This window comes from Neobacillus drentensis (assembly GCF_036965645.1).
GTDB classification, from domain to species: Bacteria; Bacillota; Bacilli; order Bacillales; family Cytobacillaceae; genus Neobacillus; species Neobacillus drentensis_D.
This window is the reverse complement of sequence record NZ_JBALPZ010000122.1, coordinates 1-17,539: the sequence shown is the minus strand read 5'-3', so window position 1 is coordinate 17,539 and position 17,539 is coordinate 1. Positions and strand designations below refer to the sequence as shown.

The window sequence follows — 17,539 nt, the reverse complement described above, 5'->3', positions numbered from 1 at the left end:
ACTTAGGTCCGGAGCAGACACTGAAGAAAAGAGGTTGTAAAGGTGGAAAATCACACTTCTAATTTCATAAAAGATATTATGATAAAAGATTTAGAATCGGGCAGGCACCAAAAGATCGTGACACGTTTCCCTCCAGAACCAAACGGTTATTTACATATCGGACACGCTAAATCAATTATTATCAATTTCGGTTTAGCAGATGACTTCAATGGAGAAACCAACTTACGTTTTGATGATACCAATCCTTTAAAGGAAGATATCGAGTATGTTAACTCCATTAAAGAAGATGTAAAATGGCTGGGGTTCGATTGGGATAATTTATACTTTGCTTCTAATTATTTTGAAGAAATGTACAACCGAGCTGTTTTATTAATTGAAAAAGGGCTTGCTTATGTTGATGACCTATCAGCAGATGAAATCCGTGAATACCGCGGCACCTTAACAGAGCCTGGAAAGAATAGTCCTTACCGTGACCGTTTGATCGAGGAGAATCTTGATCTGTTTAAACGGATGCGTGCCGGTGAATTTGATAATGGCCAAAAGGTTCTTCGGGCAAAAATTGATATGAGTTCACCTAATATCAATTTACGCGACCCTGTTATTTACCGTATCTCGCATGCCTCACACCATAATACTGGTGATAAATGGTGCATTTATCCAATGTATGCTTTCGCTCATCCACTTGAGGATGCCATTGAAGGGGTAACTCATTCTATTTGTACCATTGAATTCGAGGACCAGCGTCCATTATATAATTGGGTTATTGAACAATGTGAAATGCAGAGCACACCTCAGCAAATTGAGTTCGGGCGTTTGAATGTAACCAATACCGTGATGAGTAAACGGAAACTTAAGCAGTTAGTGGAGGAAGGATTTGTCGATGGCTGGGATGACCCGCGTATGCCGACTATTTCCGGAATGAGAAGAAAAGGCTTTACGCCTGAATCCATTCGTGCCTTCGTTAAAGAAACTGGTGTTCACAAAGGTTCTGGGGCTGTTGATTCACAAATGCTAGAGCACTACGTACGTGAGGACTTAAAATTAAAGGTACCTCGGACAATGGGGATCATTAACCCGTTAAAAGTAGTGATTACCAACTATCCGGAAGGACAAATTGAATTGCTGGATGCAGAAATTAACCCAGAAAATCCGGATATGGGAATGAGGAAAATTCCTTTTTCTCGTGAAATTTATATTGAAAAAGATGATTTCATGGAGAATCCGCCAAAGAAATACTTCCGCCTCTTCCCTGGCAATGAGGTTCGTTTAAAACATGCCTATTTCATTAAATGTGAAGAAGTTGTTAAGGATGAAAATGGTGAGGTTGTAGAACTTCGCTGTACCTATGACCCAATGACCAAAAGTGGAACTGGATTTACTGGCAGAAAAGTGAAGGGAACCATTCATTGGGTAGAAGCTACCCATTCGGTTCCAGCCGAGTTCCGCCTATATGAGCCGCTTATTCTTGAAGATTCAGAAAACAGTAATGATGAAGAGAAGACTTCTTTCCTTGATCAAGTCAATCCGAATTCATTAGAAATTCTGCAAGGCTTTGTCGAACCAAATATGAGAGAAAGCAGACCGCAGGATAAATTTCAATTCTTCCGTCACGGCTATTTCAATGTCGACCCTAAAGAAACAACCGTTGATAAGCTTGTCTTTAATCGGATTGTTTCACTAAAAAGTTCGTTTAAAATCTAACAAGTAAAAAAGGCTCAGAGTAAAAAAAAACTCTGAGCCTTTTTTATATATTCGGCTTAATTAACAAAAAGCTCTTGCCATACATGAAATTTGCGAACATCGCCGTTCCACATTTCTGTTTTGTACATAGACTCTTATGTAAATGAAAAAAACCTAAATTAAGAGGGGCAGGGTTATGTAACATGATTAACGTTTTATTTGTATGCCTGGGGAATATTTGCCGTTCACCAATGGCTGAAGCCTTGTTTCGAAACTTAGTCAAAAAAGAAAATTTGACCAGTAAAATCGCAGTTGATTCCGCTGCCACCAGTTCATGGCAAATCGGCTTCCCTCCGCACGAAGGAACTCTTGATATTCTAAAAAAATATAAAATCTCTTCTGAAGGGCTTATTGGACGCACACTAAAGAAGGAGGACTTTTGGAGATTCGACTATATTGTCGGTATGGACGAAAGCAACTTAAAAAATATTTACAGGATAACAAACAAACCCAATCATCCAAAGATTATTAGGCTGCTCGACCTGACAAGATACAGGAAAGATATCCCCGATCCATTTTTTACAGGTGATTTTGATGAAACCTATCGTCTTGTTTCATCCGGGTGCCGGGCATTACTCAATAAAATACGCAGCGAACATAACTTATAACAAGGCATCTATCTTGAGAGATTAATTGAGTTTCTGTTTCATTTCTAAAGTGGTTTGAAAATTTTACGAACGGAAACAGAACCAGGAAGTTTACGGAAGCCCTGGTTCATCTTTATGGAATAATGGTATATCTAAAATTACTTTTGTTCCTTTTCCTGGTGACGTAAAAACAGACAAATTACCACCGACAGAGCGTGCCCGTTCATCCATACTGAATAAACCTACTCCAAGGGTCTGTTTCGCTCTATCAAATCCTTTTCCTTTATCCTCCACCATGACCCGGATAACCTCATCCATTTCCCTTAGCGTTACTGCCGCTTCAGGTACTTCCGCATATTTCCGTATATTAGTTAATGCTTCTTGAATAATGCGATAAATAGTCAATTCAATATTGATGGAAAGACGCTGATTTAACACACAATCAAAAAAAACATCGATATTGTAATGGTCAGAATATCGGGATAAGAAAGAACGGATCGCCGGGACTAAACCAAGATCATCCAGAACGGATGGACGAAGCTCCCACGAGATTTCCCTTATCTCTTCTATCAATTGTGCCGCTTCCTCCTGCATCTGCTGTAACAGTGGATGATCGATTTCTGACATTAAGCGGTTAATCGTAATTAAATGACTATAAAGATTTTGACCAATCCCATCATGTAAATTACGTGACAGACGCTTCCGTTCTTCTTCCTGTACTTCAATAATAGAACTCATCATTTTTTGAAGTTCTTGCTCCACACGTTTTCTTTCGGTAATTTCATAACGAATAGCAACATATTGGTAGGGCTTACCAGTCTCATTTAAAAAAGGAACGATCGTAGTATCCACCCAATAGTAGGTACCATCTTTAGCTTTGTTTAAAATTTCACCCTTCCAGACCTTACCTGATCCAATCGTTCTCCACATTTCTTTGAAAAATTCTCTGGAATGATGCCCTGAATTAACAATCCGATGATCATTACCGATGAGCTCTTCACGTGCATATCTTGAAATATGGCAAAATTGATCATTTACATATGTAATAATGCCCCGCGAATCAGTTATTGCGACAATAGAAGATTCATCAAGGGCGAATTTATAATCCATCAGTTCATTTCTTGTCTGCTGAATATCCATCTCTATCTTTCCCCCTGATTTAAAGCCCAATATTTCCCTTTAATATTCCTTCTAAATCCTGACCAGATTCCTTAACACATTCTTGATCCTGATCGTTAAAAGGACGAGATTCACGGTTACCAGCCAGTAGAACCCCCTTTGGTACACCATTAAAAAATAAAGGAACCGCGTAACACGTGTTCAGCTTTTCAGCAAGCGCAATCGGATAGTCTGTGATCTTGTCAGTAGTTTGGTAAGGAAAATCAATCATCATCATGGAGGTTCCGGTCGAAATGACTTTTCCAGCTATGCCTTTTCCAAAACGGACGGTTATTCGTTTATATTTATCGTTTAAGTTTCCAACTGCATAATGCCATCTTACGTCCGGGCCTACTTTATTTTGAATGGCAAGACCGACAAAGTCACAAGAAACTAGTTCCTTTAGTTGATTACATATTTCAATAACCTTTGGCAATTCCTTTATTTCTGTCATCTGGGGCTCCCCCTTACAACCCATAACCCAAGAGCCCTTTTTTCACGGCATACTCTACCAGCTCTGGCCTGGTTTTCATTTGCAGCTTCTCCATTACTTTTCCTTTATGAGTCTCAACCGTTTTAACACTAATAACGAGCTGCTCAGCAATTTCCTTGTTTGAATACCCTTTCGCTATAAGGGTGAGTACCTCTTGTTCGCGGTCAGATAAGAGGTGATACATATCATTGCTATCCTGCTTTGCCCCTGCCAAGTATTCTTCCATTAAACGTTTCTGTGCGGAAGGATGAAGATAGGCATCCCCTTTGGATACCGATTCAATTGCTGACATCAATTCAGCATGAGGAGCACTTTTTAAAATACAGCCAGACGCGCCGCCTTCAATCGCACGGAAGAGATACTCCTCATCGTCATGCATTGTTAAGATTAGTATATTGACTTCAGGCATAAGTTTTTTTAATTCTGTTGTTGCGGATAGGCCATCTTTTCCATGCGGCATGCTTAAATCCATGACAACAACATCGGGTTTTAACTTTAAGGCCTTTTTGATCCCTTCGTTTCCTTCAGATGCTTCTCCCACTACCTCCAGTTCAGGATTCGTATTCAACAACATGTTTAAACCGCTTCTGACTACTGCATGATCATCAACTAACAGAATTTTTATCAATGATAAAGTCTCCTTTTCTTCTATAAGGGCAATAATAACTCAATTGATGTCCCTACTCCTATTTTAGAAGATATTGTACACATGCCGCCAGCGAGGTGCATTCTTTCTTTCATCACTGCAAGTCCTGATGAATGATGAACACCGTTTTGTTCTTCGAGTTGAAATCCTTTCCCAAAATCATAAATGGTAATTTTTAATTCTTCTTCTGTCCAAAGAAAGGTCATTTTTACTTTCGATGTATCGGCATATTTGGCTATATTGACCAGTGCTTCTTGACAAACACGAAAAACGGCAATATTGGAGCGATCAGGCAAACTGGTCTCTTTTCCAGCTGATTCTAAGTCCACCAAGATTCCAAACGTAGATGTATATAACTTCAGATAGCTTTTCATTGCCGGAAGCAAACCAAAGGTTGATAAGGTTGGAGGATGCAATTCTACCGATAATAATTTTATCTCCCGGATCGTTTTTTCAATAAGCTGTGACATTTCCCGCACATAACTCTTCATATTCTGCTCGGCGATCCCGGATTCCACAAACTGCAATCCTGTCATAATACTATATAAATTTTGTCCAACACCTTCATGAAGCTCTAAGGCAATTCGTTTTATTTCCTCTTCCTGTGAATCAATAATATAAGAATTGATTTTTTGCTTGGTCTGTAGTATATCATCCATTAAGGTTCCCCCCTTTAGCCCATTTCATTTAAGTATGAAAAAAGTCAGGTTCTTATTAAAAGACCTGAACCTTTTTTAATGTATAGGTTAATCCACTGTCTGTATCAAACGCAGACCAGGCTTCGTCTGACAGGTTGACCTTGCATGTGAGCGGAACAGCTAGAAAATAAAAATGATCAAAATAAAAACGAATATGCGTTTTATCAGGACAATATTGAGCTTTTTTAATTGTTTTCCTTACAGCAGCTGCTTGATCTCCGCCTTGTTCATCCTGGATGAGAATATCGACTAGAGTATCAGTAAACGATTCCACATCTGCCAAATTAATGGGTTCCACAGCTACTACATCCTTTCAATACCGGATAGATGAACATTTTATATCCTTGCAAATACTCCCAGAACACCTCGCCTGCATGCTCTTCGATAAATTGAATCGTCTCTTCTTCAGACTGCCAATTGCTCATCCCTTTGATTTCTGCCACAACCATTTCAATACCTTCGCATGTTTTTTCTTCTAAAAACCAATTCAACCGCTTTTTCGCAAAGGTCTGTTTCAATAACTCATCAATCTCCCCCGCAAAACCGCCTGATGCTGGCCTTACAAAACAAAAATCAATATAGGTCTCACTAGTCATTGACATTCACACCATTTTTATAAATAAACAATGCGATCGGAAATAAAATTACGTTGATGACGGCAGCTATAATGGTGTCGAGATAATTTTGATAGAAATATTGATGTACCATATATTGTGTGAAAATTATGTTTAACATGAGTACAGCCAAAAGGAGTCCAACGGGTAAGTAACTACGCTTCATAACGTTTCACCCCCAAGGCATAAACCGCACCGTTTTCTACTTTTACATAGACTTCAGGAAGCGGACGTCTCGGCGGTCCGGCAATTGGTTCTCCCGTTTTTACATCAAATTTCCCATGGTGGCATGGGCATAACATCTCCCCCTCGTCCTTTTTCCAAAAGACAGGGCAGCGTAAATGGGTACACGCATTTTGATAAGCCACATATTTATTTTCAGAGAGCCTGATTAATATGGCGCTGTCGTGTTCACCTGGGAAAGCAAAATCAACAGCATCCCCAACTGGAATTGCACTTACATCGGTTATTTTATGCTTTGGATACTTCTTATCACTAAGCCCAGTTAATTCTTTTGCCGCTAATGCTCCCCAGGGAAGAGAGGAAACCGCGAATACCCCTGCAGCCCCCACTAATGTTTTCATGAAACCGCGGCGGTCCAGCTTACGTTCATTATTTCGATTTATATTGTGGGTATAGTTATCTTCATTGAACGGGATTTTATTATTTTTCTCTGTCATCTTTAATCCCTCCTAAAACAATTTAGTGACGCCCTGAAGGATCCCAGGAAGATTCACTTTAACATTTGTTTCGCCTTCTAAGTAAGGCATACTTGTTACCCATTTGCCATTATCAAGGTTAAACTGCTTTTGCTTTGCTTCAATTTCCTCGTCTGTGAGCCATTGTAATGTATTTGACGGGCAAACGCTCGCGCACATTGGTGGAATTCCATCCTTTGACCGGTCGATACACAAGTCACACTTATACATTAAATTCTGTTCTGTATCGAACTTTGGTATTCCGTAAGGGCAAGCAATTGTACAGTTTTGACAGCCGATACACTTTTCTACAAGAGCCGATAAAACCGCCCCTGTTTCGTGAATTTGGATTGCTTGTGCCGGGCAGCTTCTCGCACATGCTGGATTCACACAGTGAAGACACATGAGAGGCATTGTTTGACGGTTGACGAGAGGATTGACGTCGTAAACATAGTTACGGTTCCGCTCTTCGTGCCCGCCGCATTGCGTGCAGGCAGCCAAACAAGAACGGCATCCTATACAGTTTTCAAGTTCTAAATATAATCGCTTTTTCATTACTGGACCGCCTTTCTTGCTAGTTTTTCTATCTGCGCTGCACAAGCTTTGAATTCAGGCATCCTTGACATCGGATCTAATGCGGCAATCGTTAATAGATTAATAGATTGATCGTGACCAAAATGGTAAGGAACGAATACAGTATCCTTCCGGATGGCTTCTGTGATTTTCACTTTATATTCCGCTTCACCTCTGCGAGTAAACAGGCGGACATATTCTTCGTGTTCAATCTTGTATTTCGCTGCTGTTGCTGGGTGCACCTCTACGTATGGCTCTGGGCACATATCTCGTAAAAATTGAATACGGCGAGTTTGATTCCCAGATAGATAATGGAAGACAACGCGTCCAGTCGTTAAACGTAATGGATAGTCTGCATCCGGCTCTTCAGCTGGCGGACGGTAAGGTAAGGCACAAATCTTTGCTTTCCCGTCTGGATGATAGAACTTCTTATCTAGGAACATATGTGGTGTTCCTGGATCGTTTTCGTCTCTGCATGGCCAGAATACTCCGTCTTGCTTATCGATCTTATCCCACGTTGCCCCATAGTAGTCAGCATAACCGCCCTTAGATGCTAAACGGAATTCATCCGCCACGTCTCTAGCTGTTTTTAAATGAGAGAAGTATTTGCCTCTTCCTAAACGTTCGGAAAGTTCCACTTGGATTTGCCAGTCTGGCTTTGATTCACCAAGCGGCTCTTGAGCCTTATTGATTTTAATAATCCGTCCTTCTAGGTTTGTCACCGTTCCTTCATCTTCTGACCATGTAACCGTTGGTAGAATCACATCAGCAAATTCCGCTGATTCAGATAGATAGAAATCAGCACAAACCATGAAATCTAAGCCTTTTAAAGCTTTACGTACAAAGTTTAAGTTTGGTGCAGAAACAGCAGGATTAGAGCAAAGCAGGTAAAGACCACGAATGGTTTTTTGCTCCATTAATTCAAACATTTCATATGCGGAAACCCCTGGCTGAGGCATTTCTTCAGGAGTAATCCCCCATACCTTGCATACTTCTTCTACATGCTTAGGATTTGTTATTTTACGATAACCAGGTAGTAAATCTGATTTCTGACCATGTTCACGCCCGCCTTGGCCATTCCCCTGACCAGTGAACGTAGCAACACCTGATTTTGGCCGGCCAATCTTCCCTGTAACCAGCGCCATATTCGTGTAGGCAGACACGTTATCGACACCTTTATGCTGCTGCTCAATTCCTCGGGCGAACATCACAACGGCATTTGGAGCTTTACCGTAGATTTCTGCGGCACGGATAATCTTATCGACAGCAACTCCGGTAATCTGGCTTGTATATTCTGGAGTAAATTCTTTTACTAGTTCTTTCGTTTCTTCAAATCCATTTGTATGATTATTTATAAACTCTTCATCAGCATAACCGTTTTGGATCAATAAATTTAGGATTCCGTTTGCAAGTGCAAGGTCTGTTCCTGGTCGTAAGTCTAAGTGAACATCTGCTCTTCTAGCAACTGGTGTTTCACGCGGGTCAGCTACAATCAAGTAACCGCCTCTTTCTTGTACATTCCAAACACGGAACATCGATGTTGGGTGACATTCCGCTGTATTGCTTCCGGCAATAAACAAGCAATCTGATTCATGGATATCTGTCCATGGTAATGTTGAACCTCGGTCTACTCCAAATGAACGAAGGAAGCCGCCGGCAGCACTTGACATACAGAAGCGGCCATTATAGTCGATATAGCGAGTTTGCAGTGCAACCCGTGCGAATTTTCCTGTTAGATAACATTTCTCATTGGTCATGGATACGCCGCTGAATACAGATAATGTATCTTTACCATATTTCGCTTGAAGTTCTATAAATTTCTTCGCAATTAAGTCATATGCTTCATTCCATGTCGCTTCCCGGAAACCCTCTTTCGTTCCCTTTAAAGAAGCATCGTCACGGATTAACGGTTTTAAAATACGATCTGGGTGGTTGGTTTGCTGGTAAGCAGTAACTCCTTTAGGACACATTTTTCCTACGTTCACTGGCCAGTCATAGCGGGGTTCAACCCCGATGATTTTGTTTGTTCTTGTATCTACCCTCAAGTTCATGCCGCACTGCATACCGCAATAGCTGCAATGGGTTTTAACAAGCGTTTCATTTGGATGACGTACATTTTCGATTTCTTTATAAAATTTATCCCTTTGCATTCTGGTTAGCCTCCTTGACCTTTACTTGATGTGTTGGGAATCCAGAGAATCTAGCAATGCGATATTTTCTGCGGCACGGCAGGCACAATTCAGCAAGATTAAATCCATCTTCCATGTTAAATTCCATTTGGTTTACACCTAAAACATTAATAACATCATTTGATTGTTCCATTGATACGAAGTGATCTCCGCACACTTTACATTTTTTCATTTCTTTTTCTCCGTAATGTTCACGGTAGTTTCTTGCAAATACACTCATTGGACGGAACGGGATATGGGCTAACTTCCCGAATGGAAGATAAATTAAGGTCACAATGACAGAGAATTGGTGAATCAGCGACATCTGTGGCTGCATCCATCCATGCAAAAGAACATTTTGGACAGTTAACAAAAGTCCTGTAACAGAGATAAATAATAATAGATAAAGTGGTAAGAAGTCGTACATAAATTTTTGCTCTGCTCTAGCCTGCATATTTTTCAAGCGGCGGTGCAGCGCCATACATACGCCTGTCGTAACCATGATGGCTGCAATATTTAAGGCATTATAAGACATCCAAGCAATGATTCCATCTGCTTTGACATGCATGATGTTCATACCGAATAATACGATCGTGTAGTAGCCGTTGTCTTCCATCGTGAAATACATCCAACTGAATACCAATGGGAATGTTACTAAGCAGGCAAGAACACAGCCCCAGCCGATTAAGATATGTTGAATCCATCGATAAATTCCCCGGTTACGAATGAAATTGTAAATGGCTAAGTGATTAACTGCTGTCTTAGGAGTGCTCTTTCTAAATAGCAGTTTTAAGCCCTTTTTAATGATAATCTTGGTTGGCGGTCTTTCCCCCCATGCTATGAACCGGTAGAAGAACCCACCGATAAAGACGAAGGTTCCAACCATATATCCGTATAGGTTCAAGTCAATATGAGTGAACATTCTTGTTCCGATAAATGTTAAAATGACAAATCCGATGATCGTTAAAAACATGGATTTAGCAAAATGAGATGCAAAGGCGTCATTAACAGAACGTCCCGCTTTTTTTGCCCCAGCGACAGTAGTTGATTGCATTTTTTTGGTCCTCCTCAAAAAAAATAACACATCCGTTTTTCTNNAGAAAAACGGATGTGTTATCTATATCAGGGAAATCCCCTATTATGCGGGAGAAAAACCCCTAATAAAGTTATTTTAGACAAATTCTTGTCACATTATCTTTGTAAGTATTTTTTTCGCCATGAGTGGAGAAGAAGTGCAAGTCCAATTATTATTTGTAAGGAAAATACCATAGCATCCCAAAACGGAGGGGAGGCTGGTCCTTCTAAAAATCCAGGAGTAATCTTTTTAACTGCAAACAATAACTGGGGAATATAAAAGAAAGCATATAAACTAATTGTCAACACAACACCCACAAAATAAAATAAGGAATAAGTGAAGACAGTCTTTTTCTCACCCTCAAAAACCAAATCCTTTGTTTCTAGTTTTTTTATAAATGGTAAACTTCTTTTGATCATTTGTTGAGCGTTTTCCATTAAGTTATAGCAGCCAGTAATGCTTTCAAATACATAATAAAGATCTGTTTTCATATATATACAGCATTGGTAAACAATACGGAGAAATGTATTTAATACAACAACAGACATTAATCTCAGGAAAATTCCCGATCCACTTACAAAATTGAGCTGACTTATTAAAGCTAAGAATAGGATAACCATATCAAAACATAGGCCAGCCATATATATTACATTACGTTCTTTAGAAGGTAGTTTCCAAGCAGTGGAGATATCAGACTCAAGTACTAATAAAAACAGTCGATGTCCTACATTTAGTTTAGTCGATAGGTCTTTTGACCGCATTGCTAATATATGACCGAATTCATGAATTAACACGGAAGAAAAAGTTAGAACAAGTAAAGCTATAATATTTAAAACCATATAATTAGAAATGAATAAATCCTGGTAATGAGGAAAGAGATTTGGGTAGGAAACAAATAAAAACAAATTTAAAATGAACAATATTACATATAAAAACAGTGCTGTCTTATTAAAAAAGAACTTCCCAACCTTAGGTGAAATCCACAAGAATCCTGAATGGTTTTTTTTATTTATCTTTAGTTTAGGAGCAATCTCTATTCCATCGATTGTTGCAATCAGTTGGAGATCTGAAAGCTGTTCAGCAAAATCAATAAGGTTAACGTCTTCTTCTGGATACTTTACTTTCAAACGCTGTTCGATATCCCCTAATGAATGACCATTGTTCAATAAATCAATTGCATTAATACAAATCTCTGGCATTTCATAAAACTCACCAGAATTTATATTTTCAACAATAAAGGTCTTTTTTTCTTTTCTAATTTTGATAGGGACTAATGTAAGGTATGAAAAAAGGGATATATCCATCTAATCCCCCGCCTCTCTAGTAATCCAATAAAGAAGGATGCAAGCCATTTGCTAGCACCCTTCTTTATTGTTTATGCTCCTCCTCCAAACCAACAAATCCAACATAAACTAGTTACTTTAATTTTTTTTAATTTCCGGATTTTCAAGGATATCACCTCCTTAAATTAGAAGATAACTAAATTAGAAATATCTTTTTTACTAATCTCATTTACAGATTTCTCATGGATTTCTGTCCATGTTGGATAAACCTGTTTAAATAGTTCAACTAATTTTGGATCAAATTGGGTGCCCTTCCCGTCTAATATCCGTTTGTAAGCTTCATCAACTGACAATGCATTTCGATAAGATCTATTTGAGGTCATCGCATCAAAGGCGTCTGCTATTGCAGCAACCCGTGCCAAAAACGGAATTTCCTCCCCTTTTAACTGATCAGGGTAACCATTTCCATCCCATCGTTCATGATGCGAGCGAATAACATCAATACTACTATTTAAACCTACGACCTTTGATACGGCATCTGCCCCAACATTAGTGTGGGATTTTATTATTTCATACTCTTGATTTGTTAGCCTAGTTGGTTTCATTAATATTTGATCTGGAATGTGAATTTTCCCAATATCATGAAGTAAACAAGCAAATTCAAAATCCTTTAGTTCTTTTTCTTTATAATTTTGAGTAGCTTTTGCCAGCTCTAGTGCATACCCTGCGACACGTTCACTATGTCCTCTTGTATATGGATCCTTAAGTTCAAGTGTTGCAATTACTCCTTTGACAAGACCAGTTAATTGTTGATCATAAGAGGTCTTAATTGCATTCACATATGATTGGAATCTTGATAATAAAATAAATGAAAAAACGGAAAGAGTGACAGCTAATATAAGGCCTATCACTAAGTTAGGAGGACTAAAAATTAGTCCAACTATAATATATTTCAATATAATTCCGCCTGAAACAACAATTACAAAAGGTTTACTAACGAAAATTGCTGATAGTAATAACCAGAATATTTCTACAGCACTTCCTCCAGGATATTTTTCAGGATGGCCACCGTACGTAACTACATCACTTATTAAGGTAAGAAAGGTATATGTTAGGAAGTAAATGTATTTAATATAATAGGATTTTTGCTTTTTTATTGCATAGCGTGCCACTGGCAGTAATGCAAACATTAATAAATAGATCAAATATATAAGATTGATAGGTGTATTTTTAATATGAAGCCCATTTTTCGATATGGCAGAATAAATGATATCAAAAGCAATAGATATTATATAAAATAAAACCAAAAACCATTTTAGCGTTCGAGTTTCAGCATTTCTTAAATTAGGATCAATTGTTGGTTGTTTTTTCATCTGGTAAACCTCTCGTAAGGATCATAAAATATTCTCCTTTATAGGTAATAAGTATTATATCAACGAACTGAAAGCTATTTTTATTGACACTTTCCTACATTATAAAACATTTAATTTAAATTAAATACAATAAATCAAGTCGATTTATGAATAAATAAGAAATATTTTCAGGTAAATTGTAAAAATATTTATTTTTTTCTAATAAATTGAAATGTTTAGTTAACCACTGCCTCATTTATTCTTAATAGGTAAAATAACGTTGACTTTAGTTCCTTTTTTTATAAGACTTTCAATCTTAATTTCCCCAGAATGGTCTTTAATAATTTGTTTGGTAACCATTAAACCTAAGCCAGTTCCGTCTTTTTTGGTCGTAAAAAATGGTTCACCAAGATTTAGGATATTTTCATCTGCTATCCCCATTCCTTTGTCCTGGATCGAAATGGAAAGTTTTTGTTGATTTTGTATCACATTTACGTTTACATGGATCTGAATACTTCCCCCATTAGGCATTGATTCGATTGCATTTTTTATGAGATTTATAAACACTTGTTTTAGCTGTTTTTCATCACAATCTAGCGGCGGAAGTGGTCCAGCAATTATGGTTTCAACCGTAACCCCTTGTCTCTCAGCCAGCTGCTGAGTAATCGATAGAGTATAAGCAATAATTTCCTCAATGCTTGCCTTTTCAAATTTAATTTTTTTTGGTTTTCCTAAATACATAAGGTCATCAACAATTGTGTTAATTCGGTCAATCTCTTCAATCATAATCGGAAAATAGTTATTTGGATTTGGATAGTTTTCCTGCTGGAACTGAGTAAATCCTTTTAATGCCGCCAGAGGGTTTCGAATTTCATGGCCAATAGCTGCAGCCATCTGACCAATCACCGCGAGTTTCTCCTTTTTCTTTAGTTCCTCGTATACATCCGTTAACGAATGAATGTAAGAATAAAACCTTACTAAGACAGTGAAAGCAATCGCTGATAATATTAAGTAAAGGAATATAGGAAGAACAACATTACTATCCTGCAGAATTAGACCTAATAATATATACTTCCCAATGATTCCTATAGCAGTAAACCAAAAGTACTTCTTATTTACAAATATAGGTGCAAATAGAATACAGAGAACCTCTACTATATTCCCGGTTGCAAAATGAAGATTTGTGCCAATATATCTAATTAAGTTATCTATAATATCAATCACTAGAAAAGCAGTTAAATATAGGTATTTAATTAAGAAAATCTTTCCTTTTTTTTGAAGGTAAATAGCCGAAAAAAGGGGTAATAACATTAAAAAATATAAAGATATTCCTAAACCATCTCTTGAAACTTCAACATTGCCCCCGATGTATAGCCTAATATAGTAGTAATACACATCCCAAACATAAAAAAGCAGGTTAAATAAACATAAAAAAAGGATTACCGCTTTTTTTTCTTCAGCAAATAATCTAAGATTATTGCTACCTTTTTTCATATAGCTAACTCCTTAATATTTAAATAATAAAATCAAACTAGTTCTCAACTTCTATTCTACCATCTTTCACCAATCAAAATGACAATATTTTTCTTTTCTCGATGATTTCCGACAATTTTCGATAACATTATAGCAAAAAAAGAACCTGCCAAAATGGAGAGACCTAGTTAAATAAGACAAAGGAAAAAGCACCCCCTGAATCGTATTTAAATAATACGTAAAATCAGGAGGTGTTTTCTTATGGGGAAGAAAAATGCATACTCAGAAGAAGTTAAAAAGGCTGTTATTGAGATGAAGTTAAGTGGTGAGTATTCTAACCGTGAAATTATGGACAAGTTTGGAATAACCAATGTTACTCAAATTAAAAGGTGGATGAAGTGGTACCGTGAAGGGCAACAATACCGTTTAGCGCAAGGGATTGGTAAACAATACAGTTATGGGAAAGGTCCTGAAGAATTATCCGAAACTAATCAATTAAAGAGAGAAAATGAGCACTTAAAGGCACAATTAGAAATTTTAAAAAAATACCAAGAAATCGAGAGGAGTTGGTTCCAGAAGCTGTAGTCACCTTAATTGAGAAATTAAGAGATAAATATTGTGTAACCATTCTTTGTAAATGCTTAGATATACCTAGATCAACATACTATAGGTGGAGAAATCGGAATCCAAAAGTTAAAACTGAACTTGAAAAACAAATCATAGAAATTTGTAAACGTCATAAATTTCTAATTGGCCATCGGACTGTCAAAGCCTGGCTATTACGTAATTATAAGACAAAGGTTCATCGTAATACTGTACAACGGATTATGCAAAAATATAATTTGCAATGCCGGGTCAGGCCAAAACGTAATAATAATATAGCTGGTGAAATGAAGGTAGTCGTCCCTAACCATTTGAATAGAAATTTTAAAGCCTCTAGACCAAATGAAAAATGGGTTACTGATATTACTTACCTTCCGTTCGGACAATCTATGTTTTATCTTAGCACGATCATGGATTTATTTAATAATGAGATTATTGCATATCGAATTAGTACCAGCCAAGATGTTTCTTTAGTGATAAATACTTTAAAAGACGCTGTAGAGGGTCGTGATACTAGCGGCCTAATACTTCACAGCGATCAGGGATCTCAATATACGTCCCTCTCCTTTCAAAGAATAGCAAAAGAAAAAGGCATTACCACAAGCATGTCCCGGAAAGGCAATTGCTTGGATAATGCCGTCATTGAATCCTTCCACTCCACCATAAAGTCGGAAGAATTCTACTCTCAAGGAAGAGAGTTTCTTACAAATTCTATTGTAATAGAAAGAGTTGAAAAATTCATCAATCATTATAATAAAACACGACTTCAGGCAAAATTAAACTACCTGTCCCCTATAGAGTTTAGGGAACAGGCAGCATAATCGGTGCTTTTTCGTTGTCTCATTTTAATAGGTCAGTTCAAAAAGCAAGTTCTTTTTCCAATAATTAGCTGACTTTCTTCAGCCAGCCAGCTTTAGTGTTAAGAGTTGAATGCCTGCGTCCATATCCGAAGTAAACAAATAATCCAATTATTAACCAAACAGAGAAACTGATCCATGAAATAGCCGGAAGCTGAAGTGCTAAATATCCACAGAATAAGAAAGCAAGAATCGGGATATAGGGCACAAAAGGTACACGGAAACCAGTTTTTGGGGTCTGCTTGTTTTTACGTAGATATAAAATTCCAACTGATACAGCCATAAAAGCAAATAATGTACCGATGTTTACCAACTCTGCAAGTCTTCCTAACGGAACTAATCCTGCGAAGATTGATACCAAAATACAAGTGATCCAAGAATTTACCATTGGCGTTTGCTTCTTTTTATCTACCTTAGAGAATACTTTTGGCAATAATCCATCACGGCTGATTGCATAGAATAAACGTGTTTGTCCATAAATCATAACTAATAATACAGTAGTAATACCAGCAAGTGCTCCTAGAGAAATGAAACCTGCTACCCAGTCTTGGTGAATATAATTTAGTGCAAAGGCCACTGGGTTTTTAACATCTAGCTGTTGATAAGGAACAATCCCTGTTAAAATACCGGATACAACGATGTATAGAATCGTACAAACTAATAAAGAGGCAATGATACCAATCGGCATATTTTTCTGTGGATTTCTTACTTCTTCCGCTGCAGTTGATACAGCGTCAAAACCGATATAAGCAAAGAATACAGTAGCTGCACCAGCTGTCACACCCGAGAATCCAAATGGCATAAACGGAGTCCAATTTCCTGGTTTTACATACCATACCCCAACAGCAATAAATAATACAACCACTGCCAGCTTAATAAGAACCATAATAGTATTTAATCGAGAAGACTTCTTTACACCTTGTGTTAGTAACATTGTGATAATGAATATAATTAAGATTGCAGGAACATCAATATAGGTTCCATTTGCAGGATTATAAGCACTTGTGATTGCTTTAGGAAAATGAATTCCAAACCCCGCTAAGAGTCCTTGTAAATAACCTGACCAGCCACTCGCAACTGCAGAAGAGGCTAAACCATATTCAAGGATCAAATCCCAGCCAAGTATCCAGGCAATTATTTCACCAAAGGTAGCGTAGCTGTACGTATAAGCACTTCCTGATACCGGAACTGTAGAAGCAAATTCCGCATAACATAGGGCGGCAAATACACAGGCTAAACCTGATAAGATAAAAGATAGGATTAATGCAGGACCTGCATGCTCAGCAGCAGCTACTCCTGTAAGGACAAATATACCTGTGCCTATGATAGCTCCAATCCCGAGCATGGATAAATCGAATGCACCTAACTCTTTCTTTAATGTTACATCTTTTTGACCAACTTCTTGAATAAGCTGTTGGATTGATTTTTTTCTAAATAAATCCATTATATACACCTCTTGGGTCTAATTTCTAAAATTTCTGAAAAGATCGTCAAAAACTCATATTTGAATAATATAATGAT

The 17,539-nt window shown here is 37.7% G+C and carries 18 protein-coding genes; 3 read left to right on the top strand and 15 right to left on the bottom strand.

Translation table 11 applies throughout. The features are described 5' to 3' along the window. Positions 1-42 precede the first annotated feature (42 nt). Both V7266_RS21510 and V7266_RS21505 read left to right on the top strand, forming a co-directional pair. Complete coding sequence (locus V7266_RS21510) at positions 43-1,701, top strand: glutamine--tRNA ligase/YqeY domain fusion protein (RefSeq protein WP_335470772.1); 1,659 nt, start codon at positions 43-45, stop codon at positions 1,699-1,701. Between the two features lie 182 nt (positions 1,702-1,883). Beyond that, a complete protein-coding gene (locus V7266_RS21505; protein WP_335470771.1) occupies positions 1,884-2,348 on the top strand; it encodes a low molecular weight protein-tyrosine-phosphatase in 465 nt (154 codons plus the stop codon). A 90-nt stretch (positions 2,349-2,438) separates the two neighbouring features. Here V7266_RS21505 and V7266_RS21500 read toward each other — a convergent pair whose 3' ends face one another. The 14 genes from V7266_RS21500 to V7266_RS21435 all read right to left on the bottom strand — a co-directional run bounded on the left by V7266_RS21500 (position 2,439) and on the right by V7266_RS21435 (position 14,579). Further along, positions 2,439-3,467 (bottom strand): PAS domain-containing sensor histidine kinase, encoded by a 1,029-nt coding sequence (locus tag V7266_RS21500; RefSeq protein ID WP_335470770.1) that lies wholly within the window; start codon positions 3,465-3,467, stop codon positions 2,439-2,441. 19 nt (positions 3,468-3,486) lie between these two features. Further along, positions 3,487-3,939: a GAF domain-containing protein gene (locus V7266_RS21495; protein ID WP_335470768.1), complete on the bottom strand. Its 453-nt coding sequence runs from the start codon at positions 3,937-3,939 to the stop codon at positions 3,487-3,489. Positions 3,940-3,952: 13 nt separating this feature from the next. Then, entirely contained in the window at positions 3,953-4,606 is a 654-nt protein-coding gene (locus V7266_RS21490; RefSeq protein ID WP_335470765.1) for a response regulator transcription factor, read from the bottom strand. Between the two features lie 20 nt (positions 4,607-4,626). Then, on the bottom strand, positions 4,627-5,283 hold the full coding sequence (locus V7266_RS21485; protein WP_335470763.1) for a sensor histidine kinase: 657 nt from the start codon (positions 5,281-5,283) through the stop codon (positions 4,627-4,629). A 55-nt stretch (positions 5,284-5,338) separates the two neighbouring features. Beyond that, entirely contained in the window at positions 5,339-5,620 is a 282-nt protein-coding gene (locus tag V7266_RS21480) for a hypothetical protein (RefSeq protein ID WP_335470762.1), read from the bottom strand. Beyond that, positions 5,607-5,918 carry a hypothetical protein gene (locus V7266_RS21475; protein WP_335470761.1) on the bottom strand — a complete coding sequence of 104 codons (312 nt, stop codon included), beginning with the start codon at positions 5,916-5,918 and terminating at the stop codon, positions 5,607-5,609. The genes V7266_RS21480 and V7266_RS21475 overlap by 14 nt, the downstream gene beginning before the upstream one ends. Then, entirely contained in the window at positions 5,911-6,102 is a 192-nt protein-coding gene (locus V7266_RS21470) for a hypothetical protein (protein ID WP_335470759.1), read from the bottom strand. Before V7266_RS21470 ends, V7266_RS21475 begins: the two co-directional genes overlap by 8 nt. Then, positions 6,092-6,616, bottom strand: a complete 525-nt coding sequence (locus tag V7266_RS21465; RefSeq protein WP_335470757.1) for a Rieske (2Fe-2S) protein — start codon at positions 6,614-6,616, stop codon at positions 6,092-6,094. The genes V7266_RS21470 and V7266_RS21465 overlap by 11 nt, the downstream gene beginning before the upstream one ends. A 12-nt stretch (positions 6,617-6,628) precedes the next feature. After that, positions 6,629-7,189: a 4Fe-4S dicluster domain-containing protein gene (locus V7266_RS21460; RefSeq protein ID WP_098527312.1), complete on the bottom strand. Its 561-nt coding sequence runs from the start codon at positions 7,187-7,189 to the stop codon at positions 6,629-6,631. Further along, on the bottom strand, positions 7,189-9,357 hold the full coding sequence (locus V7266_RS21455) for a molybdopterin oxidoreductase family protein (RefSeq protein ID WP_335470754.1): 2,169 nt from the start codon (positions 9,355-9,357) through the stop codon (positions 7,189-7,191). Before V7266_RS21455 ends, V7266_RS21460 begins: the two co-directional genes overlap by 1 nt. Continuing rightward, positions 9,344-10,429: a hypothetical protein gene (locus V7266_RS21450; protein WP_335470753.1), complete on the bottom strand. Its 1,086-nt coding sequence runs from the start codon at positions 10,427-10,429 to the stop codon at positions 9,344-9,346. Before V7266_RS21450 ends, V7266_RS21455 begins: the two co-directional genes overlap by 14 nt. A 137-nt stretch (positions 10,430-10,566) precedes the next feature. After that, complete coding sequence (locus V7266_RS21445; RefSeq protein ID WP_335470751.1) at positions 10,567-11,754, bottom strand: hypothetical protein; 1,188 nt, start codon at positions 11,752-11,754, stop codon at positions 10,567-10,569. Positions 11,755-11,918: 164 nt separating this feature from the next. Further along, a complete protein-coding gene (locus V7266_RS21440) occupies positions 11,919-13,106 on the bottom strand; it encodes an HD-GYP domain-containing protein (RefSeq protein WP_335470749.1) in 1,188 nt (395 codons plus the stop codon). Between the two features lie 231 nt (positions 13,107-13,337). Further along, the gene (locus tag V7266_RS21435; protein WP_335470747.1) at positions 13,338-14,579 is read right to left on the bottom strand and encodes an ATP-binding protein; all 1,242 of its coding nucleotides are present in this window, start codon (positions 14,577-14,579) and stop codon (positions 13,338-13,340) included. 240 nt (positions 14,580-14,819) lie between these two features. On the opposite strand from V7266_RS21435, the gene V7266_RS21430 reads away from it, so the two are divergent. Next, positions 14,820-15,982, top strand: a protein-coding gene (locus tag V7266_RS21430; protein WP_335470745.1) for an IS3 family transposase whose coding sequence is annotated in 2 segments (ribosomal slippage) — positions 14,820-15,099 and positions 15,099-15,982 — 1,164 coding nt in all. Because the reading frame shifts where the segments join, the coding sequence is not laid out codon by codon here. 64 nt (positions 15,983-16,046) lie between these two features. On the opposite strand, the gene V7266_RS21425 is transcribed toward V7266_RS21430, so the two are convergent. Next, complete coding sequence (locus V7266_RS21425) at positions 16,047-17,462, bottom strand: amino acid permease (RefSeq protein ID WP_335470743.1); 1,416 nt, start codon at positions 17,460-17,462, stop codon at positions 16,047-16,049. Between the last annotated feature and the right edge of the window lie 77 nt (positions 17,463-17,539).